This is a genomic window from Olsenella sp. An270, assembly GCF_002159735.1.
GTDB lineage: Bacteria > Actinomycetota > Coriobacteriia > Coriobacteriales > Atopobiaceae > Thermophilibacter.
Map to the genome: position 1 here is coordinate 41578 of NZ_NFJF01000008.1, position 22030 is coordinate 63607.

Genomic DNA, 22030 nt, shown 5'->3' on the forward strand with positions numbered 1-22030 from the left:
GGTCCTACTGCATAACCGCTCCGCAGGTGGAGCGCTGGTAGGCGGTGTAGGTCACGGTGCCGGTCGAGGCGAAGGGGTTGTACTGGCGGTAGAGCGGCACCGTCTTAGCGTCGTCGGAGTACCAGCCAATGCCCTCGTCGCGCCAACCGGCCTTGACCAGCGTGTTCTTTTCGCCGACGTTCGTGGTGTAGAAGTGCTCGCCCGTGTACCTGTTGTAGAGACGGCACATCGCCTTGTTGACCCCCTCGGCGGCCCCGGCGGCCGCGGGCAGCGAAGCAACGGCCACAACGAGGGCAACGAGAAGCGGCGCAACGCGCCTCAGCAGTCCCTTGGCAGACATGGGTCCCCCTTCGCTTGCGTGGCCCCTAGGATAGTTCTTCTCGCCGCCGCAATCTGCGGCACGCGCTACCTGAACCTGGTTCAAACGGCGCGGCGTGGGGGCGGCACGGTACGGGGCACGAAAAAGGCCCGCCCCGCGCGCGGCGGGACGGGCCCAGCAGAATCTGGCGGAGAGCTGGGGATTCGAACCCCAGATAGGATTTGCATCCTATACTCGCTTAGCAGGCGAGCACCTTCGGCCTCTCGGTCAGCTCTCCGTAAGTAGTGCCAGAGAATGATACCCCACAACCGGCCAACTCACAACTGCTACCCCAGCAGCTTTGCGAGAAACTCCGCGTCGCAGACAACGTCGTCCCGGTGCGCCGCCACGCGCTCCCACGAGAACGTGCCCACGAGCTCGGCCGCCGGCCCCTCCCAGCCCTTCTCGGCAAGGCCAAGGGCGCCGGCCAGCACGCCCACCACGCGCTCCGGACGCACCCCGCGCTCGCGAAGGACGCCGAGGTCGAGGTCGCGGTCGCGCTTGGAGAGGCGCCGGCCGTCCGGCGCAACCAGAAGCGGTACGTGGCCGTACTCGGGCGCCTCCCAGCCGAGAAGCCCGGCGAGGTAGGTCTGCCGGGCGCACGATCCCAGAAGGTCGCGCCCGCGAACGACCTGCGTCACGCCCATGAGCGCGTCGTCAACGACCACCGCGAGCTGGTAGGCCACAACGCCGTCGCTGCGGCGCACGAGAAAGTCGCCGCACTCGCGCGCGAGCACCTCGCGCTGCGGGCCGTACGCGAGGTCGGAGAACTCGATCGTGCCGGCGGGGTCGCCCACCTCGGGCACGCGCAGCCTCGTCGCGGGCGGGCGCACGGCCGAGCGGCGCGCGACCTCCTCGGCGGAGAGTCCGCGGCACGTTCCCGCGTAGACGGGCGTGCCGTCGGAGGCGTGCGGCGCGCTCGCGGCGTGCAGCTCGGCGCGCGAGCAGAAGCAGGGGTAGGTGAGGCCGGCGGCGTCCAGGCGCGCGATCGCCTCGTCGTAGAGCGCGGCGCGCCCGCTCTGCCAGAGGGGACCCTCGTCCCAGTCGAGGCCCAGCCAGCGCAGGTCGTCGATCAGCAGCTCCGCTCGCTCGTGGCTTGCGGCCCGCGGGTCCAGGTCCTCGATGCGCAGGACCATCTCGCCGCCCTCGGCGCGCGCCGAGAGCCACGCAACCAGCGCGGCGAAGACGTTGCCCAGGTGCATCCGCCCGGAGGGCGTGGGAGCAAACCGTCCGCGCACTACAGTGCCTGCTCGTAGACGTAGACGTAGAACTCGTCCGTCTCGGGGTCCACGCCGGGCCAGTAGGCGCGCGAGCGGCGGCGCGTCGCCTGCGTGAGGCCCTTGTGCTCGTAGAAGCCAACGTCGCAGCTGTCGTCGGTGAGCAGGTGGTAGCCCTCGGCCCCGGTCTCGCGCAGGTGCTCCAGCGCGGTCGAGAAGAGCCTGCCGCCCAGGCCCAGGCCCTTGGCGTCCGGCGACACGATCAGCAGCTTCACGGCGGCGGCCCCGCCCACGGGGTTCGTCGCGGCGTACTCGCGCTCGAGCTCGGCCTCCTCGTGCACGCCGCCCATCTCGGTCCGCACGGCCTCGGCGAGCCCGGGGTCCTTCTCGGCCGCCCGCGTCAGGCGCGCCTCGAGCTCGGACCAGCCGGCCCCTTCGTCGGCCTCGCGGTCGCGCTCGGCCAAAAGGACCACGCCCAGGATCTCCCCGCCGCGCTCGGCGACGAGCGACCAGGTGGTCTGCGCCAGGTAGTGCGCGAGCTCGATCTGGCTCGCAGCGCGCTGGGCAGCCTCGTCGAACTCCGGCAGCCACGTGCGGCCGAGCAGCTCCGCCGCGCGCTCGAAGTCGTCCGGCGCGAAGGCGCGCCACGTCAACTTTTCAGTCTGCGTCATGTTGTCCTCCAGCTGCGGTATCGTAGACACGACGGTACATCATGTCGTCTTCAAACCCAAGGAGGGGCCATGGCAGACACTCCCATCAAGCGGGCGCTCGTCTCCGTCACGGACAAGACGGGCGTCGTCGCCTTCGTCAAGGCGCTCGAGGACGAGTTTGGCGTCGAGGTGATCTCCACCGGCGGCACCGCGCGCGTGCTCGAGGAGGCCGGCGTCCGTGTGGTGCCCATCGAGCAGTACACGGGCTTCCCGGAGATGATGGACGGCCGCGTGAAGACGCTGCACCCCAAGGTCCACGGCGGCCTGCTCGCCCGCCGCGACAACCCGTCCCACATGGCCGAGGCCGCCGAGCACGGCATCGGCATGATCGACCTCGTGGTCGTGAACCTCTACGAGTTCGAGAAGACCGTGGCAAATCCCGAGGTCACCTTTGACGACGCCATCGAGCACATCGACATCGGTGGCCCCTCCATGCTGCGCTCCGCGGCCAAGAACGCCGACTCCGTGACCGTGGTCTCCGACCCCGACGACTACGACGAGGTCCTGGACACCATGCGCGCCATGGGCGGCTGCACCACGCTCGAGCTGCGCCGCTACCTGCAGCTCAAGGTCTACGAGACCACGGCCTGCTACGACGCCGCCATCGCCAACTGGCTGGCTGACCGCTACGACGAGGACTTCCCCGAGGAGCTCGAGGACGCCGAGGACGCCCCCGCCACGCCGGACGAGCTGGGCGTCTACCTGGAGAAGGTCGACGACCTGCGCTACGGCGAGAACCCCCAGCAGACGGCCGCCGTCTACCGCTTCGCCGACGACTTCGCCGAGCTGGGCTCCTCCGAGTACCCGCTCGTGGGCGCCGAGCAGCTCCAGGGCAAGCCGCTCTCCTACAACAACTACCTGGACGCGGACGCCGCGTGGAACCTCGTGCGCGAGTTTGACGCCCCGGCCTGCGTGATCCTCAAGCACCAGAACCCCTGCGGCTCCGCCGTGGCCGACGACGTCACGACCGCCTACGACCGCGCCTTCGCGTGCGACCCCAAGAGCGCCTTCGGCGGGATCATCGCCTGCAACCGCGAGGTTCCCTACGAGTTGGTGGAGCACTTCGCCGACGAGAACAAGCAGTTCGTCGAGGTGATCATCGCCCCGAGCTACACGCCCGAGGCGCTCGAGCGCATGGCCAAGCGCCCCAACCTGCGCGTGCTGGCCACCGGCGGCGTGGGCGCCCACGCCGAGTACGAGCTGCGCTCCATCGACGGCGGTGTGCTGCTGCAGAACGTGGACTCCGTCTCCGAGGACCCCGAGACCTTCACCTGCCCGACGGAGCGCAAGCCCACGCCGGAGGAGATGGACGAGCTCATGTTTGCCTGGCGCGTCTGCAAGGGCGTCAAGTCCAACGCGATCCTGGTCTCCAAGGGCAAGGCCGGCATCGGCATGGGCCCGGGCCAGCCCAACCGCGTTGACTCCGCGCTTCTCGCCTGCGAGCGCGCCGACGAGGCCTGCGAGCGCATGGGCGTCGAGAAGGGCGGCTACGCCTGCGCGTCCGACGCCTTCTTCCCGTTCCGCGACAACGTGGACGTGCTCGCCGAGCACGGCGTGACCTGCATCATCCAGCCCGGAGGCTCCAAGCGCGACGACGAGTCCATCGAGGCCTGCAACGAGCACGGCATCGCGATGGTCTTCACCGGCAACCGCCACTTCCGCCACTAGCGCGCGTCCCTCTCGCCCGCTCTTGCGCCCCGGCAGGCCCCGCGCCCGCTGGGGCGTTTTTCTCGGCCGTCTAAGAATCGTGCCCCTTGTCCGGGGCGCTTCTAGAGAACGCGCCCCTTGTCCCGAGTGCGTCTGGAAATCGCCGGGATTGTCCGATTAGAGGGCCGCCAAACGGTACAAGCCCCCGGATTCTTAGACGCGACAAGGACAAGGGCGGCGATTCCCGGACACGCCCCGGACAAGGGCGGCGATTCCGGGAAGGCCCCGCCCCCGCCTCCGCGCTAGAATGTGGGCCTCACGTCATCGAGCGAGGGGAGGGCGCATGCCGGCCGAGAAGAACGACACTCCGTGGACGGAGGACTTCGCCCTGGGCACGCCCGCGCTCGTGTGCCGGTGGCGCCTGGCAGAACGCACCCTGCCGCTCGAGAACCGGCACCTGCGCGCCCTCTCCCGGCGCGTCGTCGACGACGCTCCCGTGTCCCCCCAGCTCGTCGCCTGGGCAAAGCAGCACATCGAGTGGACGCTCGGGAGCGGCGCCTCCCGCTACCCTGACGGCGTCCTCATGGTCATCGTCGACGACGCAGGTCGCGCGGCCATGACCGTGGGCCCCTACGAGCCCCTGCCGGTGACGACCGTCTCGGCGCTCGCCGAGCGCGCCCTCCGCTCCGCCGTCGAGGCGCTCGGCACGGGCGTCGCGCCCGAGTCTCTCTGGGTGGTCCGCGGCGACCGCCTCGTCTGCGGGACGTCGGGCGACCTCCCCTCGTCGGGGGCCGCGTCGCTGGTCAGGGACCTCGCCCGAACCCTGGGCGTCTCCGTCTCCAACGAGGAGGCGCTCGCCCGCTCGGTCATGGACGGCGCGGCCGACTTCGACGAGGCGTTCCTCGTGTCCGACGAGCACGGCGTCGTCCCCGCGTCCGACGCCCCCGGCCCGAGGTCGCGGCGCCTCGCCGACGGCTACGCGCGCCTGCTCGACGCCGCCCGCCACCGAGACGAGGGCGCCGACGGCATCGCCCGGGTGTAACGTGGGAGGGGGCCGAGAAGGGCCCCGCCGACCAGTCGCAAGGAGGCATGACATGGAGCAGCAGCCCCAGGGCGCCCCGCCCCGTCCGCAGTCGCCCGTCGACCAGCAGCCGCCGCGCCCGCCGCAGCCCGCCGAGAACGCCCCCGGAGACTGGGGCCGCATAGGGGGCGGGCTGCTCGCCTTCATCGTCCTGCAGGCGATCCAGACCTTCGTCCTGCTCTCCGACCTCCCCTCCGCGCTCGAGGGGGCGCTCGAGGGCGTCATGGCCCCCGGCCGCGCCGGCATTGCGGGCATGGCCGAGGCGGCCTGCGACTGGGTCACGCTCGTCACGCTCGTCGCCTACGCCGCGGTGATCATCGTCGCGCTGGTCCAGCTCATCCAGCGCCACCCGGCCTTCCTGCGCAACTTCCAGATCGCCGGCGTCATCGCCATCGCGGGCAACCTCGTCGTGTTCCTCCTCATGGAGGCGGTCCACGTCTACTACACGACAAACCCCGGGGCGCTCGGGGACGGGACGGCCTACGGCTACTCCTGGCAGGCGGGCACGCACTGGACGTTCGTGGTCCTGGCCCTCATGTGGACGATCTTCTGGACGCTGTACTTCGCGCGCTCGGTGCGCATGCGCCACTACATGAGCCCCGACAACCCCTACACCACCGCGAACGGCCTGCCCTACATGGAGCGGGCGCTCTTCGGGCGGGGGATGCGCGGGTAGCGCGCCGGAGGGCCGGACGATGTGCGCGTTCGCCGAGCGCTCGTCGTCCTTCTCGCCCGACTGGCACATTTTGGGTAGTACTATGGGTGTGAATGGGCCACGGCCTCGTTCCGTCATGCGCCTGTGACGGGCCGGACCCGCCCACGAGGGATTCGTTGGAATCGCTACGAAGGAGAGGATATGGCTCGCAAGTTTAAGTCCATGGACGGCAACGAGGCGGCATCGTACGTCTCGTATGCGTTCACCGAGGTGGCGGGCATCTACCCGATCACCCCGTCCAGCCCCATGGCCGACCACGTCGACCAGTGGGCCGCTCAGGGCATGAAGAACGTCTTTGGCACCCCGGTCAAGGTCGTCGAGATGGAGTCCGAGGCGGGCGCCGCGGGCACCGTCCACGGCTCGCTCGGCGCCGGCGCCCTCACGACCACCTACACGGCGTCGCAGGGCCTGCTCCTCATGATCCCCAACATGTACAAGATCGCCGGCGAGGGCCTTCCGGGCGTCTTCCACGTGTCCGCCCGTACCGTGGCCTCCCACGCCCTCAACATCTTTGGCGATCACTCCGACGTCATGGCCTGCCGCCAGACCGGCTTTGCCATGCTCGCCGAGGGCAACGTCCAGGAGGTCATGGACCTCGCGCCGGTGGCCCACCTCGCGGCCATCGAGGGCAAGGTGCCGTTCCTGAACTTCTTCGACGGCTTCCGCACCTCCCACGAGATCCAGAAGGTCGCGGTCTGGGACTTCGACGACCTCAAGGACATGCTCGACATGGACGCCGTCCAGGCGTTCCGCGACCACGCCCTCAACCCGGAGCACCCGCACGCCCGCGGCTCCCACGAGAACGGCGACATCTTCTTCCAGCACCGCGAGGCCTGCAACAAGGCCTACGAGGCGCTGCCCGCCGTGGTCCAGTCCTACATGGACAAGATCAACGAGAAGCTCGGCACGAGCTATCACCTCTTCGACTACTACGGCGCCGATGACGCCGACCGCGTGGTCGTCTGCATGGGCTCCTTCTGCGACACCCTCGAGGAGGTCATCGACTACCTGAACGCCCACGGCGAGAAGGTCGGCCTCGTGAAGGTGCGCCTCTACCGCCCGTGGTCCGTCGAGGACTTCGTGGCCGCGCTGCCCGCGACCGTCAAGAAGATCGCCGTCCTGGACCGCACCAAGGAGCCCGGCTCCATCGGCGAGCCCCTCTACCAGGACGTCATCACCGCCCTCTACGAGGCCGGCAAGTCCGAGATCACCGTGGTCGGCGGCCGCTACGGCCTTGGCTCCAAGGATGAGCCCCCCGCGGCTGCCTTCGCCGTCTACAAGGAGCTCGAGAAGGACGCCCCCGCCCGCGAGTTCACCATCGGCATCGTGGACGACGTCACCAACCTCTCCCTCCCCATGGACCCGGACGCCCCCAACACGGCCGACCCGTCCACGATCGAGTGCAAGTTCTGGGGTCTCGGCGGCGACGGCACCGTCGGCGCCAACAAGAACTCCATCAAGATCATCGGCGACCACACCGACAAGTACGTCCAGGCCTACTTCCAGTACGACTCCAAGAAGACCGGCGGCGTCACGATCTCGCACCTGCGCTTCGGTGACTCCCCGATCCGCTCGCCGTACTACATCAACAAGGCCAACTTCGTGGCCTGCCACAACCCGTCCTACATCGTCAAGAACTTCCCCATGGTTCGCGACGTCAAGCCGGGCGGCACGTTCCTGGTGAACTGCCAGTGGTCCGACGAGGAGTTCGCCGAGAAGCTCAGCGCCGAGGCCAAGCGCTACATCGCCAAGAACAACATCAACGTCTACCTGATCGACGCCATCGACCTCGCCGAGAAGGTCGGCATGGGCAAGCGCACCAACACGGTGCTGCAGTCCGCGTTCTTCTCGCTGGCCCAGGTCCTTCCCGCCGCGGACGCCGTCCAGTACATGAAGGACGCCGCCGAGAAGTCCTACGCCAAGAAGGGCCAGAACATCGTCGAGGCCAACTGGAAGGCCATCGACGCCGGCGCCACCGCCTACCACAAGTTTGAGGTGCCCGCCGAGTGGGCGACCGCCGAGGACGAGAAGGTCGAGCTCACGCTCGAGGGCCGCGAGGCCATCGTCAAGCAGGTCCGCGAGCTCATGGAGCCGATCAACCGCATGGACGGCGACTCGCTGCCCGTCTCCAAGTTCGTCGACGTCGTCGACGGCCAGTGGGAGCTCGGTGCCTCCGCGTACGAGAAGCGCGGCGTCGCCGTCATGGTGCCGCACTGGGACGAGTCCAAGTGCATCCAGTGCAACCAGTGCTCGTTCGTGTGCCCGCACGCCACGATCCGTCCGATTGTCATGAACGCCGACGAGCAGGCCGCCGCTCCCGAGGAGATGCGCCGCATCGACGTCATGGTTCCCAAGAACTCCGGCCTCACCTTCACCATGGCCGTGTCCCCGCTCGACTGCATGGGCTGCACCAACTGCGTCAAGGTCTGCCCGAAGGGCGCCCTCGAGATGGTGCCGCAGGAGTCCGAGCTCGACCAGGCTCCGGTGTGGGACTACGCGGTGAACAAGGTCTCCGAGAAGAAGGAGCTCGTCGCTGCCAACGTCAAGGGCAGCCAGTTCGCTAAGCCCTACCTCGAGTTCTCCGGCTCCTGCGCCGGCTGCGCCGAGACCGCCTACGCGCGCCTCGTCACGCAGGTCTGCGGTGACCGCATGTTCATCTCCAACGCCACCGGCTGCTCCTCCATCTGGGGCAACCCCGCTGCCACCTCGCCCTTCACGGTCAACGAGTGCGGCCACGGCCCGGCGTGGAACAACTCCCTCTTCGAGGACAACGCCGAGCACGGCCTGGGTCTCGCCCTCGGCTATGACGCCGTCCAGGAGAAGATCGTCGCCGAGACCGAGAAGATCCTCCAGTGCGACAAGGCCTCCGAGGCCCTGAAGGAGGCCGCGACCGCCTGGCTCGAGGCCCGCAAGGACACCGAGGCCAGCAAGACGGCTGCCGCCGCCTACGTCGCCGAGCTCGAGAAGAGCGACTGCGAGACCGCCAAGGCTGTCCTCGCCGACAAGGCCTACCTCACCAAGAAGGCCTTCTGGATCTTCGGCGGCGACGGCTGGGCGTATGACATCGGCTTCGGCGGCCTCGATCACGTCCTCGCCTCCGGCAACAACGTGAACGTCTTCGTCTTTGACACCGAGGTCTACTCCAACACCGGCGGCCAGGCCTCCAAGGCCTCCAACATCGGCCAGGTGGCCCAGTTCGCGGCCTCCGGCAAGGTGACCAAGAAGAAGAGCCTCGCCGAGATCGCCATGTCCTACGGCTACGTCTACGTGGCCCAGGTCGCCATGGGCGCCAACATGAACCAGACGCTCAAGGCCATCCACGAGGCCGTGAACTACGACGGCCCGTCGCTGATCATCGGCTACAGCCCGTGCGAGATGCACTCCATCAAGGGCGGCGGCATGCAGAACTGCCAGATGGAGATGAAGAAGGCCGTGGAGTGCGGCTACTGGAACCTCTTCCGCTTCAACCCGGCTGCCCCCACGGGCAAGAAGTTTACGCTCGACTCCAAGGAGCCGGCTGGCGGGTACCAGGACTTCCTGATGAACGAGGCCCGCTACACCTCGCTCACCCGCTCCTTCCCCGAGCGCGCCAAGGAGCTCTTCGCCCAGAACGAGGAGGCCGCCATGGCTCGCTACGCGCACCTGCTCAAGCTCAAGGACCTCTACGCCGAGGCGTAAGTTCTTCTCGCTGAGCTGATCGCGAAAGCTGCGGCCCCCGGCACTGCCGGGGGCCGCTTTGTGTTGCGGGCACGTACCACCCAGAGGTCCTTCTCGCCCCGCATGACTTTTGAGGCCGCAAAAGTCACGTGATTTTTTCCGCCAACTGGGAAAACGTCAGGACTCGACGGAGATTTGAGGCCTCAAAAGTCGCACGGGCGAGAAGAACCTCGCGCCGCTGTCCCTACCGACGCGTGGCGATGCGCATCGCCACATCGTGGGCGAGCGTCTCCAGCGCGTCGTCGAGCGGTGCGAGCTCGACCGCGTCACCGCGGCGTTCGAGCGCGCGCGAGATGAGCCAGTCGGTGACGCCGGGGTTCTTGGGCAGGATGGGGCCGTGCAGGTACGTGCCCACGACGCCGCCGTGCAGCACGCCCTCGCCGCCGTCCTCGCCGTTATTGCCGGTGCCGGTGACGAGCGCACGCCCGAGGGGCTTCTCGCCCGCGCCGAGCAGCGTCCGCCCCGCGTGGTTCTCAAAGCCCACGATCGGCGTGTCGCACACCGACGACTCGATTGCCACGTTGCCGATCAGGCGCGTGTCGCCGGCAACGGTCTCGAGGTCCAGGACGTGCAGGCCCTCGACCCGCTCGGAGCCCATCATGTAGGAGTGGCCCAGCAGTTGGTAGCCACCACAGATGGCGAGAAGGACCCCGCCGTCGGCCACGTACGCGGCGAGCTTCTCGCGCTGCTTCTGGAGCTCGTGACAGACCGCGAGCTGGTCGCGGTCTGCGCCGCCACCGAGCAGGACGACGTCAGCGTCGGAGAGGTCGAGCTCTTGGCCCATGAGGACCTGGTCCACGCGGCAGGGGATGCCGCGCCAGGCGCAGCGCTTGGCGAGCGAGGCGATGTTGCCGCCGTCGCCGTAGAGGTTGAGGGCGTCGGGATAGAGGTGGACGACGCGCAGCGGGCGCTCAAGCGCGACATCCGGGACGTCCCCTCGCTCGGCAGGCGGGGTCGCGACGGATGCCCGGGCTGCGGGCGCGGCCCCCGCCCCGGCGAGGCGCTCGAGGTCGGCGACGACGGGCGGGAAGGCGGTGTAGTTGGCGATCACGTGGAGCCTCTCGCCTTCGGGCAGCAGGGCGACGGCGCCCTCGACGTCGTCGACGAGCTCGATCGGCGCACCCAGCTCCGCGTACTTCACGCGCACGGCCATGTCCTCGCGGCGCGTGCCGCCCACGCAAACGAGCCGCAGGTCGGAGAGGTCGCGCAGTCGCTCGAGGTCGATGTCCCAGATCCAGGAGACGTCATGGCCGTCGGCGTCGTTGTCGTTCAGGAAGAGGGCGAGGTAGCGGCCGTCCTCGGCGCGCGCCTGCTGGATCATCCGGTTGAAGCCCGTCGGGTTCTTCGCCAGGTTGGAGACGACCTCGCGCCCGCCGTCGAGCGAGAACACCTTGCCGCGCCCGCTCGCGGGCTCGTAGGCGTCGAGCACCTCCTGGAAGCGCGCGGCGTCCCCGCCCGCGGCGAGGCACCCGGCCAGGGCCGCCATCACGTTGTAGACCATGTAGAGGCCGCTGTAGCGGGTCCGCACGTGGTGGCGGACCACCTCCGCCCCGCGGCGGTCCTCCACGTCGAACTCAAACCCGCCGCAGGTCAGACGCACGTTCACGGCGGCGAACGCGAGAGCGGGGCGCTCCCAGCCGCACGCGGGGCAGCGGTAGCGCCCCAGCTGGCCGTAGTGCACGTAGTCGTACTCAAGGCCCGTGTTGCAGCGTGCGCAGAAGCGGCTGTCGGAGATGCGGTCGGCCTCGAGGTCGGTGGGCTCGTCTATGCCAAAGGGCAGGCCGGGGTTGTCCACGCGGTCGGCGATCGCCGCGCACAGCGGGTCGTCGGCGTTGAACACGAGCGCGGTCTCGGGGGAGCGGCGCAGGGCCTCGGCTATCACGTCCTGGGTGTGGTCGATTTCCCCGTAGCGGTCGAGCTGGTCGCGGAAGAGGTTGAGCAGGACGAGCGCGTCCGGTCGCAGCGCCGGCAGCACGCGCACGGTGTAGAGCTCGTCGCACTCGAAGCAGCCCGCGCGCCCGCCGCTCTTCTCGCCCGCGAGCACCAGGGCCGCGGCGATGCCGGACTCCATGTTGTTGCCGGCGCGGTTGCACACGACGTTGCGCCCGGGGCCGCAGAGTGCGTCGGCGAGCAGGCCGGTCGTGGTCGTCTTCCCGTTGGTGCCCGTGACCACGAGCCGGGGGGAGAGCGAGCCGGCGAGCTCGGCGATGACGTTGGGGTCCACGCGCAGGGCCACGGCGCCCGGGACGTTGCCCCCGCCGCGATGGAGGAGCCTGGTGGTGCCCCAGTGCGCCGACGCGGCGGCGAGGCGGGCGAGGGTCACGCGCAGCTTCATGGGTCTCCTTCCGCGGGGGCGTCGGGTAGCAGCACTACTATAGCGCCCCGCGGCGGCGCCCCATGCTGCGACCACGGGGTGCAACTCTGCTAGTATCAGTCCTGTCGTGCCCACGGGGATGCTTCTTTTGGAGTGCTTTCCACCGGGATCCCGCTTGTCGTGGGTTCGTCATGCCCGCGCGCGGGCATCCAGCAAAGCCCTCCGACAGAGAAGAGAGAACCATGGAGCAGCACAACACCCTCACGCACCCCGCCGACCCGTCCGTCGCCCATGCCCGCCGCGTCGCGCGGATCGGCATGATCGCCGCGGTCTACGCCGCGCTCACCCTCGCGTCCCTGCTCTTCCTCGGCAGCCTGGCCTGGGGCCCGGTCCAGTTCCGCGTCTCCGAGGCGGTCTGCGTCCTCGCCCTGTTCACGGCCGACGCCGTCCCGGGCCTCGCGCTCGGCTGCGTCATCGCCAACCTGGCCAACATCGTGCTCTCCGGCACCGGCATGCTCGGCATGCTCGACGTGGTCTTCGGCAGCCTTGCCACGGTCCTGGGCGCCTGGTTCACCTGGCGCAACCGCCGCCGCCCCGCCCTCGCGCTCATGGGGCCCGTGATCGCCAACGCGCTCATCGTCCCCGCCTACCTCCCGCTCATGCTGCAGGGCATCGGCTTCTACACGATCCCGTTCACCACCATCGCGCTCGACGGGGCCTATCCCGCCATGTACCTGTTTGGCCTGCTCGCCACCGGCGCGGGCGAGGCCGTGGTCATGTACGCGCTGGGCATGCCGCTCTTCCGCGCCCTCTCGCGCACCCCGCTCGCGCGCGAGCTCTCCGAGGGGGACGCCGCCCCCGCGCCCGCCGGGAGGGACTAGCGCGTGAATCCCGTCGTCGTCATCCCGTCCTTCTGGGACCGCAGCGCGCGTCCCGGCGCCCTCGGCGAGCGCGGGGTGTACGACTACACCACGCCGATCGACAAGCCCCTCCCCGAGCTCGAGGTCTGCCTCTCATCGCTCGAGCAGGTGAGCGGCGTGCTGCGCGTCATCGTACTCGTGGTCGCCCCAAAGTCCTGCGAGGAGGCGGCGCGCGCCCGCGTGAACAGCATCTGCCGCGCCCATGCCGACCTCAACCCGCTCGTGATCGGAAGCCAGGAGGCGGCGCACGTCGAGCGCGCGGTGGGCCGCATGGCGCATCACGTGGCGGGGGAGACCGTGTCGCTGCGCGGCTACGGGGCCATACGCAACATGGGCCTTGCCGTCGCCGCGGCCCTGGGTCACGACGTGGTGGTCTTCCTCGACGACGACGAGGTCGCGACGGGGTCGGACTTCCTCACCAGGGCCGTCTGGGGCCTGGGCTCGCTCACGCGCCAGAACCTGCCGGTCCTCGTCAAGAGCGGCTTCTTCGTGGACGCGCTGGGCAGTCCCTACGCCGAGCCCTCCGGGGCGTGGAGCGAGAAGTACTGGACCAAGGCCGCCGACTTCAACCGCGTGATGGAGCGTGCCCAGACGAGCTCGTCGCGCATCACGCGCTCCAACCACATGTGCGGCGGGTGCTGCGCGCTGCACGCCGCGGCCTTCTCGAAGGTTCCCTTCGATCCCTACATCACGCGCGGCGAGGACCTCGACTACGTGCTCGACCTGCGCGCCAACGGCATGGACGTCTGGTTTGACAACGAGTGGTACGTCCAGGCCAACCCGCCCGAGGAGATGGCCGGCGCGCCGTCGCTGTTCATGCAGGACGTGCATCGCTGGCTCTACGGGTACCGCAAGCTCGACGCCATGAACGCCCGCCGCGACCTGCGGACGATTACCTACGAGTCGCTCATGCCCTACCCGGCGCCGTGGCTCTTCCCGGAGGTGCGCCGCCGCGTGTTCCGCACGGCGCTGCGCCGCTTCATCACCGGTCCCGACCGCCTCGCGTACCTGCGCATCCTCACCAAGGGGCGCTATGACGCGGACCGGTTCGCCCGCTCCGCGAGCTCGCGGTACCTCTCGTTCGCGATGGTCTGGCCCACGATCGTCCAGGCGCTCTGGGGCGACCGCGTGATCGCGTCCGCGATCCTGAGCACGGGGCAGGTGGCGCCCGCCGCGCCGCCCGTCGCCCCGGCACCCGCCCCCGAGGCGGACCCGTTGGCCGACACGGGGGCCTTCCCCGTCCAGGGAGGTGCGATCTGATGGGCGTGCGCAGCCGGATCACGGGCTGGGTCGCCGGAGGCGTTCTTATCGCCTGCGCGGTGGCTCTTTCCTTTGCCCTGGTCAGAAGCGTGAATGACGGAATGATGGCGGTTGCTGTGCTCGTGGGCTGCGGCTTTGCCGCGGTGATCGTCCTCGGCGGCGCCGTCAACCTCTCGCCCGAGGACACCCGCTCCGAGGCGACCGAGCGCACCCTGCGCGTCGCCACGGGCACGCTCGCCCACCTGCACGGCGGCCTCACCGAGGAGAACGCCCGCGCCCTCTGCGCGCTCCTGCTCCCCGAGACGAGCGCGATCGGCATCGCCATCACCGACACCTCCAAGGTCCTTGCGCTGGAGGGGATGGTCGACACCCCGTTCGTCCCCGGCACTCCCAACGCCAAGCCGACTCTGGAGGTGCTGGAGAGCAAGCGCATGGAGACGTTCGTCTCGGTCGACCAGGAGAGCCAGGACGTGCGGCGCTTCTCGATCGGACGCCGCCGCGACGGCCACGTCTTTGGCATGATCGTTCCGCTGCTCGTGCAGGACCGGGCGATCGGGACCGTCAAGCTCTACTACCGCCGCGACCTGGACATAGACCGCACGCAGCTCGCCATCGCCGAGGGGCTGGGGACCCTGCTCTCCACGCAGCTCTCCTCCTACGAGCTGGACCGGCAGGCCGAGCTCACGGCGCGCGCCGAGGTCAAGGCCCTTCAGGCGCAGATCAACCCGCACTTCCTCTTCAACACCCTCAACACGATCGCCTCGTTCACCCGCACCAACCCCACGAAGGCCCGCGACCTGCTCCGCGAGTTCTCGACCTTCTATCGCAGGACCCTGGAGAGCTCCGAGAAGACCCTCATCCCGCTCTCGCAGGAGCTCGAGCAGACGCGCCGCTACCTCAAGATCGAGAAGGCGCGCTTCGGCGAGGACCGCGTCGTGGAGACCGAGCACGTCGAGGAGGGCTGCGGGGAGCTGCCCGTACCCTCGTTCCTGGTTCAGCCTATCGTTGAGAACGCGGTGCGTCACGCCATGCGCGACGAGGGCCCCCTCAACATCGACATCCAGGTCGCGACCGATGGTGATGATATTCTTATCGCCGTGGTCGACGATGGCCTCGGCATGGACAAGGCGGTCGCGGACCGTCTGCTCGCCGCGGCGGCGGAGCCCCGCGAGAGCTCGGCGCCCGGTCAGGGCACGGGCATGGCGCTGCGCAACGTCGCCGAGCGCGTCGAGCGCTTCTTCGGCGTGGGGTCCGGCGTGGAGATCGTCTCCAAGCCGGGCGAGGGGACGTGCGTCACCCTGAGGCTCGTGGGTGGCAGGAACAGGCTCGTGGCGCTTCGCCGCGAGAGCGAGTAGGATGTACCTTGCCGCCAGACGCCGGCGGGACGGACACGAAGGGAACTGCACATGCGCGCGATGATTGTTGACGACGAGGCTCCGGCTCGCTCCGAGCTGCACTACCTGCTCGACGAGACGGGGAGGGTCGAGTCGGTCACGGAGGCATCCAGCGCCCGCGAGGCCGTCGAGAAGCTGATGGAGGCCAAGGCCGACGTCATGTTCCTGGACATCCAGATGCCCAAGACCTCCGGCATGCAGCTCGCCGAGGCCATCCACAAGCTCAAGAACCCGCCCGCCGTGGTCTTCGTGACGGCCTATAGCGAGTACGCGCTCGAGGCCTTCGAGGTCGACGCGATCGACTACCTGATGAAGCCGGTCGACCCCGAGCGCCTGAACCAGGCCCTCGACAAGGTGCAGGCGCGCGTGAAGCCGCAGCCCCAGAGTCACTCCTCCGTGGAGCGCATCCCGGTGGTCAAGAGCGGCCGCAAGGTGCTCGTCCCCATCGACCAGATCCGCTACATCGAGGCCAAGGACGACTACTCCTGCATCTACACCGACACCGACCGGTTCCTCTCCACGATCTCGCTCGCCAAGCTCGAGCAGAAGCTCGCGCCGCACGGCTTCTTCCGCGTGCACCGCGGCTACATCGTGAACCTCGAGTACGTCGAGGACGTCGAGGTCATCTCCTCCGGCATCCTCCAGCTGGGCGTCAACGGCATCGAGGGCAAGAAGATCTCGGTCTCGCGCCGCCGCGTCGTCGCGCTCAAGCGCGCGCTCGGCCTCTAGGCGGGGAGCCGCGTGGCCGTACAGCGCTTCGACATCATCTCCGACACGCACGGCTTCCTCTCGCCCGAGCTGCTCTCCGAGCTTGCCGGCGCCGACGTCATCGTGCACGCGGGCGACATCTGCTCCGCGTCCGACTTCCGGACGCTCTCCGACATCGCCCCGGTGCGGATGGCCCTCGGCAACAACGACTGGGTCTACGACTACGGTCCCATGGTCAAGGACCGCATCGTGTTTTTGGGCGGCGGGCTCAGGTGGCAGACGGCGCACTACCGCTGGCGCCTCAACCTGACGATGTGCGACGTCGCGATCTTCGGGCACACGCACACGCCCGTCCTCGAGCGCGACGAGTGGACCGGCGCGCTGGTCATGAACCCCGGCAGCCCCACCTACCCGCGCCGCTCCAAGCCGTCGATGGGCCGCATCCTCGTCGAGGACGGCCAGGTCGTGGACGCGCAGATCATCACGCTGGGGTAGCGGGCCGACGTTCTTCTCGGCTGCCGCGCCCTTGTTCCGCGCTGCCCTAGAAAACCGGGCCTTTGTCCTGCGACACTCTAGAAAACCGGGTCCTTGTCCTGAGAGCCTCTAATAATTCGTGCCCTTGTCCAGGCGGAGGCCCCTATGCGCGTACAAGGGCGCCGTTTTCTAGAAGGCCGGCCGACAAGGGCGGCGATTCTTAGAGCGGCGGGCGACAAGGGCGCGCATTCCTAGAATCGCCTCAGACAAGCCCCGCGATTCCTAGAACCGCCCCAGACAAGGGCGCCAAATCCTAGGCGTCGTCTGCCTGCCGCGGCTCGTCCACCGCGACGAACGTGGGCGCCACCACGCGGGTGTAGAAGACCAGCCACACGAGCGAGACGCAGAACCCGGCGAGCACGTCGGACGCGTAGTGGACGCCCAGGTAGATGCGGCTCACGCCCACCATCACGATCACGAGGACAAACAGGGCGCACCACACCACGCGCATGACGTCGCGGCGGTGGTAGCGCCAGACCATCCAGATGAGCAGGCCAAAGAACGCCATCGCCACCATCGAGTGGCCGGACGGGAAGCTGTAGCCGCTCTCCGAGATGAGGCGGAACCCGTCGGGGCGCGGGCGCTGCACGAGGTACTTGAGCACGGTGTTGAGCGCGACCACGCAGACCAGGTTCACGGCCACGCACCAGCCCGGGGCCTTGCCCGGCGCCAGCGCGGCGATCACGGCCGCCATCACCGCGAGCACCACCACCGACGCCAGGGAGGTGAACGCCTCCATGACGGGCGTGAGCGTGTCGGAGCGAAGCCGCTCAACGAAGAGCTGGTAGGCGGCAACGTCAAGACGCATGATCTCCCCGCCTGCCACCTCGCCGAGCAGCCACACAAAGACGAGCGCGGCGCCGAGAAGGACCACCACGCGCGGGTTCTTCCTGAGAAGGCCCAGGGAGCCGCGCGCGACGTCGCGCGCTCCCCGGGCGAGCTCCTGACGACGGGACATCGCTAGAGGTTTGCCTCGATCTCGCCCACGAGCATGGGCTTGGGCATGTTGCCGACCATGGTGTGCACCGGTTGCCCGCCCTTGAACAGGATCAGCGTGGGGATGGAGACGATGCCAAAGCGCGCGGCGAGGTCCGCCTCGTCGTCGACGTTGCACTTGTAGACCGTCAGCCGGTCGGCCATCTCCTGGGCGACCTGGTCGACGACGGGACCGAGCGCGCGGCACGGGCCGCACCACGACGCCCAGAAGTCAACGAGGACCGGCTTGTCGGCGCTGGCGAGGGTGGAGTCGAACTCGGCGGCGGTGATTGCCTGGGCCATGGGAAACCTCCCCGTTCATGCGGACGGACCGTCCGCGGACTGTTCTTGTTGGGGCTTATACCCCGAACTACACTGTTCTTGTCGCACGGCGGGAGGACGGAGGGACGCATGGCGAGTGAGCGTGACGCGCGGAGGCGCGCGTGCGTGGACAAGACGGCGGCCGAGGTGGACGCGCTGGTCGCGCGCGGCGTCCTTGCCGGCGGAAACGCGTTCTCCGCGGTCCTTCTCGTCAAGGGCGAGCTCACGCAGGCCGAGAGGGACGGCGAGCCCGCGTTCTCCGGCTCCGACGGGACGGCGCTCAGGGCGTCGCTCGAGCGCCTGGGCTACGCGCCCGAGGACTGGGAGTGGCTGCTCTCCGTCGACGCCTCCGGGGAGCCGCTCGACGCGGCCCTGCTGCGCGAGGCCGTGACCGCATTCGACCCGGACACCCTCGTCTGCTGCGACGAGGAGGCGGCCGCGCTCCTGCGCGAGGCCTACGCCGACGACCTGGCCGTCCTCGATCGCCTCGAGGAGGCCATGCTCGCGCCCGGCGTGGTGGTCCACGTCTGCGGCATGCGCGCGCTCAACCTCGGCGGCTTTGCGGCGGCGCTCGCCGACGCCCGCGAGAAGCAGGTCATGTGGGCACGCCTCAAGCAGATCCCGCCGCTCGGCGAGCCGTTCTAGCGTTCGCGCCGGCCACCGCCCGCCCCGCCACGCGCCGGGGCTATCATCTGTGTATCTGTCGCATCCGCGGAAGGAGCCGTCCATGTCCACCATCCCCACGCCCGTCGACGCCACGACCACGCCTGCCTGGGCCGCGCTCCAGGCTCACCATGACGAGATGGTCTCGTCGGGCTTCTCGCTCAAGGAGGCCTTCGCCGCCGACCCCGAGCGCGTCTCCAAGCTCTCGTTTGACATGGACGACCTGCACTTCGACCTCTCCAAGAACCTCGTGGACGAGAAGACCCTCACGCTTCTGTGTGACCTCGCCCGCGCCGTGGGCCTGGAGGAGCGCCGCGACGCCATGTACGCCGGCGAGCACATCAACACCACCGAGGACCGCGCCGTCCTGCACACCGCGCTGCGCCGCCCCGCGTCCGAGAAGGGCACCGTCTTCGACGGCGACCAGGACTGCGTCGCCGACGTCCACGAGGTCCTGGACCGCATGTACGCCTTCGCCGAGCGCGTGCGCTCCGGCGAGTGGAAGGGCGTCACGGGCAAGCGTATCGAGCACGTTATGTCCATCGGCATCGGCGGCTCCGACCTCGGCCCGGTCATGGTCTACGAGGCCCTCAAGCCCTACGCCGACGCCGGCATCGACTGCCGCTTCGTCTCCAACATCGACCCCAACGACATGGCCGAGAAGGTCAAGGGCCTCGACCCCGAGACCACGCTCGTGATCATCGTCTCCAAGACGTTCACCACGCTCGAGACCCTCACCAACGCCCGCGAGGCCAAGACGTGGCTGCTCGAGACCCTGCGCGCCCAGGGCGCGATCGACGGCTCCGCCGAGCAGGACGCCGACGCCATCCGCAAGCACTTCGTGGCCGTCTCCACCGCGCTCGACCTCGTCGCCGACTTTGGCATCGATCCCGAGAACGCCTTCGGCTTCTGGAGCTGGGTCGGCGGCCGCTACTCCGTCGACTCCGCCGTGGGCCTGGCGCTGATCCTGGCCCTCGGGCCCGAGCGCTTCGAGTGCTTCCTCAAGGGCTTCCACGACCTCGACGAGTACTTCCAGAAGACCCCGCTCGAGCAGAATGTGGTGGCGCTTCTCGGCCTGCTCAACGTCTGGTACGTCAACTTCTGGGGCGCCGAGAGCCACGCCGTGCTGCCCTACAACCAGTACCTGCACCGCTTTGCCGCCTACCTCCAGCAGCTCACGATGGAGTCCAACGGCAAGAGCGTGCGCTGGGACGGCAGCCCCGTGACCTCCGCCACCGGGGAGATCTTCTGGGGCGAGCCGGGCACCAACGGCCAGCACGCCTTCTACCAGCTCATCCACCAGGGCACCCGCATGATCCCGGCGGACTTCATCGCCTTCGTGAACACGCCCAACCCCACCAAGGACGGCGACCAGGACGTCCACGAGCTGTTCCTCGGCAACTACCTCGCCCAGACCAAGGCACTCGCCTTTGGCAAGACGGCCGACGAGGTCCGCGCCGAGGGCACGGCCGAGTGGATGGTGCCGGCGCGCTGCTTCACGGGCAACCGCCCCACCACGTCGATCTTCGGCGTGGACCTCACGCCGCATGCGCTCGGCGAGCTCATCGCGCTCTACGAGCACATCACCTTCGTCGAGGGCACGGTCTGGGGCCTTGACTCCTACGACCAGTGGGGCGTCGAGCTGGGCAAGCAGCTCGCCAAGCAGATCACGCCCGCCTTCCACGACGACGAGGCCCTCGCCGCACAGGATGCGAGCACGCAGGCCCTCATCCAGTACTATCGCGCCCACCGCAAGTAGCGCGCGTCGCGACGCGTGATGTCGGGGCCGCCGGGTTCTTCTCGCCCGGCGGCCCTTTTGCGCTGGGGGCGGCTGAACCTAGGAATTGCCGCCCTTGTCCTGCGAGCGTCTAGAAAACCGGGGCCTTGTCCGCCGCGGCCTCCGTATGGCCGTACAACCCCGCCGTTTTCTAGGGAAACACGCGACAAGGGCGCAGATTGCTAGATGTGCGCTGGACAACCTCCCAAAATCCTAGAAGCGTCCCTGCCAAGCCCGCGGTTTACCGGATCCCGGTCCGCCGCCAACCTTGGCGACGCCGCGTCTCTTGCGTTGGCGCTGGCGTACAATCCCCCTGAGGGAAAAACGAGGAGAGGGGACGCATGGACGCCGCAAAGGTCTACTACACCAACCTGCGCACGTACGCCAAGGAGAGCCAGCTCGACAAGCTCAGGCGCCTGATCCGCAAGGCCGGCATCGACCAGATCGACTTTGAGAACAAGTTCGTCGCCATCAAGATCCACTTTGGCGAGCTGGGCAACCTCAGCTTCCTGCGCCCCAACTACGCGCGCGCCGTCGCCGACGTGGTCAAGGAGCTGGGCGGCAAGCCCTTCCTCACCGACTGCAACACGCTCTACGTGGGCAGCCGCAAGAACGCGCTCGAGCACCTCGACTGCGCGTACCAGAACGGCTTCACCCCGTACGCCACCGGCTGCCAGGTGATCATCGCCGACGGCCTCAAGGGCACCGACGAGACCCTCGTGCCCGTCAAGAACGGCGAGTACGTCAAGGAGGCCAAGATCGGCCACGCCCTCATGGACGCCGACATCGTGATCAGCCTCACGCACTTCAAGGGCCACGAGCAGGCCGGCTTTGGCGGCGCGATGAAGAACCTGGGCATGGGCGGCGGCTCGCGTGCGGGCAAGATGGAGCAGCACTCGGCGGGCAAGCCGAGCGTGGACCACGAGAGGTGCGTCGGCTGCCACGCGTGCGAGCGCATCTGCGCGCACGGTGCCATCGGCTTTGAGGCCACGCGCGAGCGCGAGCTTGCGAGCGGCAAGGTCGTCACCGTGCCCGTGGCCACGATCGACCACGACCGCTGCGTGGGCTGCGGCCGCTGCATCGGCGCCTGCAACCAGGACGCCATCGCGCCCGACTACGACCAGGCCGTCGACGTGCTCAACTACAAGATCGCCGAGTACACGCAGGCCGTGGTGCAGGACCGCCCGAGCTTCCACATCTCCATCGCGATCGACATCAGCCCCAACTGCGACTGCCACCCCGAGAACGACACGCCCATCGTGCCCGACCTGGGCATGTTCGCGAGCTTTGATCCCGTTGCGCTCGACCAGGCCTGCATCGACATGGCCCTGGCCGCGCCGACGATGCCCAACACCGAGCTGACGGACATGCGCGCCAAGCTCGAGGCCGAGGGTGGCGTCCCGGAGCGCTGCCAGCACGACCACTTCAACCTCACGCACCCCGACACCAACTGGCGCTCCATGATCGAGCACGCCGAGAAGATCGGGCTGGGCACGAGCCACTACGAGCTGATTGAGGTCAAGTAGGGGAGCCGCGCCGAGCGTCCTTCTCGCCCGCGTTTGCCGCGCCTTCGCGAAGCTCGTACATTGGGTTCCTGAAAGTTCGTGAAACCGCAGGTCGAGAAGAACCGTGCGGCCGTCGGTTTGATCGAGTGCACGAGTTTCCGCCCGGCGCGCCTGTACTAGAGTGGTGCCCGAGGCGAAGTCACAAGACGGGAGG

Annotated in this window: 18 protein-coding genes and 1 tRNA gene; 12 read left to right on the plus strand and 7 right to left on the minus strand. The window is 68.7% G+C overall.

Annotated features, from left to right (window positions below; translation table 11 throughout):
• Positions 1 to 4: 4 nt before the first annotated feature.
• The 4 genes from B5F73_RS08490 to B5F73_RS08505 all read right to left on the minus strand — a co-directional run bounded on the left by B5F73_RS08490 (position 5) and on the right by B5F73_RS08505 (position 2246).
• Positions 5 to 340, minus strand: a complete 336-nt coding sequence (locus B5F73_RS08490; RefSeq protein WP_087227809.1) for a hypothetical protein — start codon at positions 338 to 340, stop codon at positions 5 to 7.
• 164 nt (positions 341 to 504) lie between these two features.
• A tRNA-Ser gene (locus B5F73_RS08495) sits at positions 505 to 596 on the minus strand.
• A gap of 49 nt (positions 597 to 645) precedes the next feature.
• Positions 646 to 1596, minus strand: coding sequence for a tRNA glutamyl-Q(34) synthetase GluQRS (gluQRS, locus tag B5F73_RS08500; RefSeq protein ID WP_255376246.1), 951 nt, complete (start codon positions 1594 to 1596; stop codon positions 646 to 648).
• Entirely contained in the window at positions 1596 to 2246 is a 651-nt protein-coding gene (locus B5F73_RS08505) for a GNAT family N-acetyltransferase (RefSeq protein ID WP_087227811.1), read from the minus strand. The genes gluQRS and B5F73_RS08505 overlap by 1 nt, the downstream gene beginning before the upstream one ends.
• Positions 2247 to 2315: 69 nt before the next feature.
• On the opposite strand from B5F73_RS08505, the gene purH reads away from it, so the two are divergent.
• The 4 genes from purH to nifJ all read left to right on the plus strand — a co-directional run bounded on the left by purH (position 2316) and on the right by nifJ (position 9406).
• The gene (gene purH, locus B5F73_RS08510; protein WP_087227812.1) at positions 2316 to 3953 is read left to right on the plus strand and encodes a bifunctional phosphoribosylaminoimidazolecarboxamide formyltransferase/IMP cyclohydrolase; all 1638 of its coding nucleotides are present in this window, start codon (positions 2316 to 2318) and stop codon (positions 3951 to 3953) included.
• Positions 3954 to 4275: 322 nt separating this feature from the next.
• The gene (locus tag B5F73_RS08515) at positions 4276 to 4974 is read left to right on the plus strand and encodes a hypothetical protein (RefSeq protein WP_087227813.1); all 699 of its coding nucleotides are present in this window, start codon (positions 4276 to 4278) and stop codon (positions 4972 to 4974) included.
• A gap of 52 nt (positions 4975 to 5026) precedes the next feature.
• A complete protein-coding gene (locus B5F73_RS08520; protein WP_087227814.1) occupies positions 5027 to 5689 on the plus strand; it encodes a hypothetical protein in 663 nt (220 codons plus the stop codon).
• Positions 5690 to 5869: 180 nt separating this feature from the next.
• Complete coding sequence (gene nifJ, locus B5F73_RS08525; protein ID WP_087227815.1) at positions 5870 to 9406, plus strand: pyruvate:ferredoxin (flavodoxin) oxidoreductase; 3537 nt, start codon at positions 5870 to 5872, stop codon at positions 9404 to 9406.
• A gap of 223 nt (positions 9407 to 9629) precedes the next feature.
• Here the strand turns inward: nifJ and B5F73_RS08530 are convergent, their stop codons facing one another.
• The gene (locus tag B5F73_RS08530; RefSeq protein WP_087227816.1) at positions 9630 to 11780 is read right to left on the minus strand and encodes a MurT ligase domain-containing protein; all 2151 of its coding nucleotides are present in this window, start codon (positions 11778 to 11780) and stop codon (positions 9630 to 9632) included.
• Positions 11781 to 12001: 221 nt separating this feature from the next.
• On the opposite strand from B5F73_RS08530, the gene B5F73_RS08535 reads away from it, so the two are divergent.
• From B5F73_RS08535 to B5F73_RS08555, 5 genes are read left to right on the plus strand one after another with little or no spacing between them, the layout of a single operon-like run.
• Positions 12002 to 12640 carry a QueT transporter family protein gene (locus B5F73_RS08535; RefSeq protein WP_239379851.1) on the plus strand — a complete coding sequence of 213 codons (639 nt, stop codon included), beginning with the start codon at positions 12002 to 12004 and terminating at the stop codon, positions 12638 to 12640.
• A 3-nt stretch (positions 12641 to 12643) separates the two neighbouring features.
• Positions 12644 to 13939, plus strand: a complete 1296-nt coding sequence (locus tag B5F73_RS08540) for a hypothetical protein (protein WP_204206304.1) — start codon at positions 12644 to 12646, stop codon at positions 13937 to 13939.
• Positions 13939 to 15294, plus strand: a complete 1356-nt coding sequence (locus B5F73_RS08545; protein ID WP_087227817.1) for a histidine kinase — start codon at positions 13939 to 13941, stop codon at positions 15292 to 15294. Before B5F73_RS08540 ends, B5F73_RS08545 begins: the two co-directional genes overlap by 1 nt.
• A 51-nt stretch (positions 15295 to 15345) precedes the next feature.
• Positions 15346 to 16062, plus strand: a complete 717-nt coding sequence (locus tag B5F73_RS08550; protein ID WP_087227818.1) for a LytTR family DNA-binding domain-containing protein — start codon at positions 15346 to 15348, stop codon at positions 16060 to 16062.
• Positions 16063 to 16074: 12 nt separating this feature from the next.
• Positions 16075 to 16536, plus strand: coding sequence for a YfcE family phosphodiesterase (locus tag B5F73_RS08555; protein ID WP_087227819.1), 462 nt, complete (start codon positions 16075 to 16077; stop codon positions 16534 to 16536).
• A gap of 292 nt (positions 16537 to 16828) precedes the next feature.
• On the opposite strand, the gene B5F73_RS08560 is transcribed toward B5F73_RS08555, so the two are convergent.
• Positions 16829 to 17533 (minus strand): phosphatase PAP2 family protein, encoded by a 705-nt coding sequence (locus B5F73_RS08560; RefSeq protein WP_087227820.1) that lies wholly within the window; start codon positions 17531 to 17533, stop codon positions 16829 to 16831.
• A gap of 2 nt (positions 17534 to 17535) precedes the next feature.
• On the minus strand, positions 17536 to 17853 hold the full coding sequence (gene trxA, locus B5F73_RS08565) for a thioredoxin (RefSeq protein ID WP_087227821.1): 318 nt from the start codon (positions 17851 to 17853) through the stop codon (positions 17536 to 17538).
• 108 nt (positions 17854 to 17961) lie between these two features.
• Between trxA and B5F73_RS08570 the strand changes: the two genes are divergently transcribed.
• From B5F73_RS08570 to B5F73_RS08580, 3 genes are all read left to right on the plus strand, one after another.
• Entirely contained in the window at positions 17962 to 18516 is a 555-nt protein-coding gene (locus tag B5F73_RS08570) for a hypothetical protein (RefSeq protein ID WP_087227822.1), read from the plus strand.
• An 82-nt stretch (positions 18517 to 18598) separates the two neighbouring features.
• On the plus strand, positions 18599 to 20293 hold the full coding sequence (gene pgi / locus B5F73_RS08575; protein ID WP_087227823.1) for a glucose-6-phosphate isomerase: 1695 nt from the start codon (positions 18599 to 18601) through the stop codon (positions 20291 to 20293).
• A 359-nt stretch (positions 20294 to 20652) separates the two neighbouring features.
• The gene (locus tag B5F73_RS08580; protein ID WP_087227824.1) at positions 20653 to 21837 is read left to right on the plus strand and encodes a DUF362 domain-containing protein; all 1185 of its coding nucleotides are present in this window, start codon (positions 20653 to 20655) and stop codon (positions 21835 to 21837) included.
• Positions 21838 to 22030 lie beyond the last annotated feature (193 nt).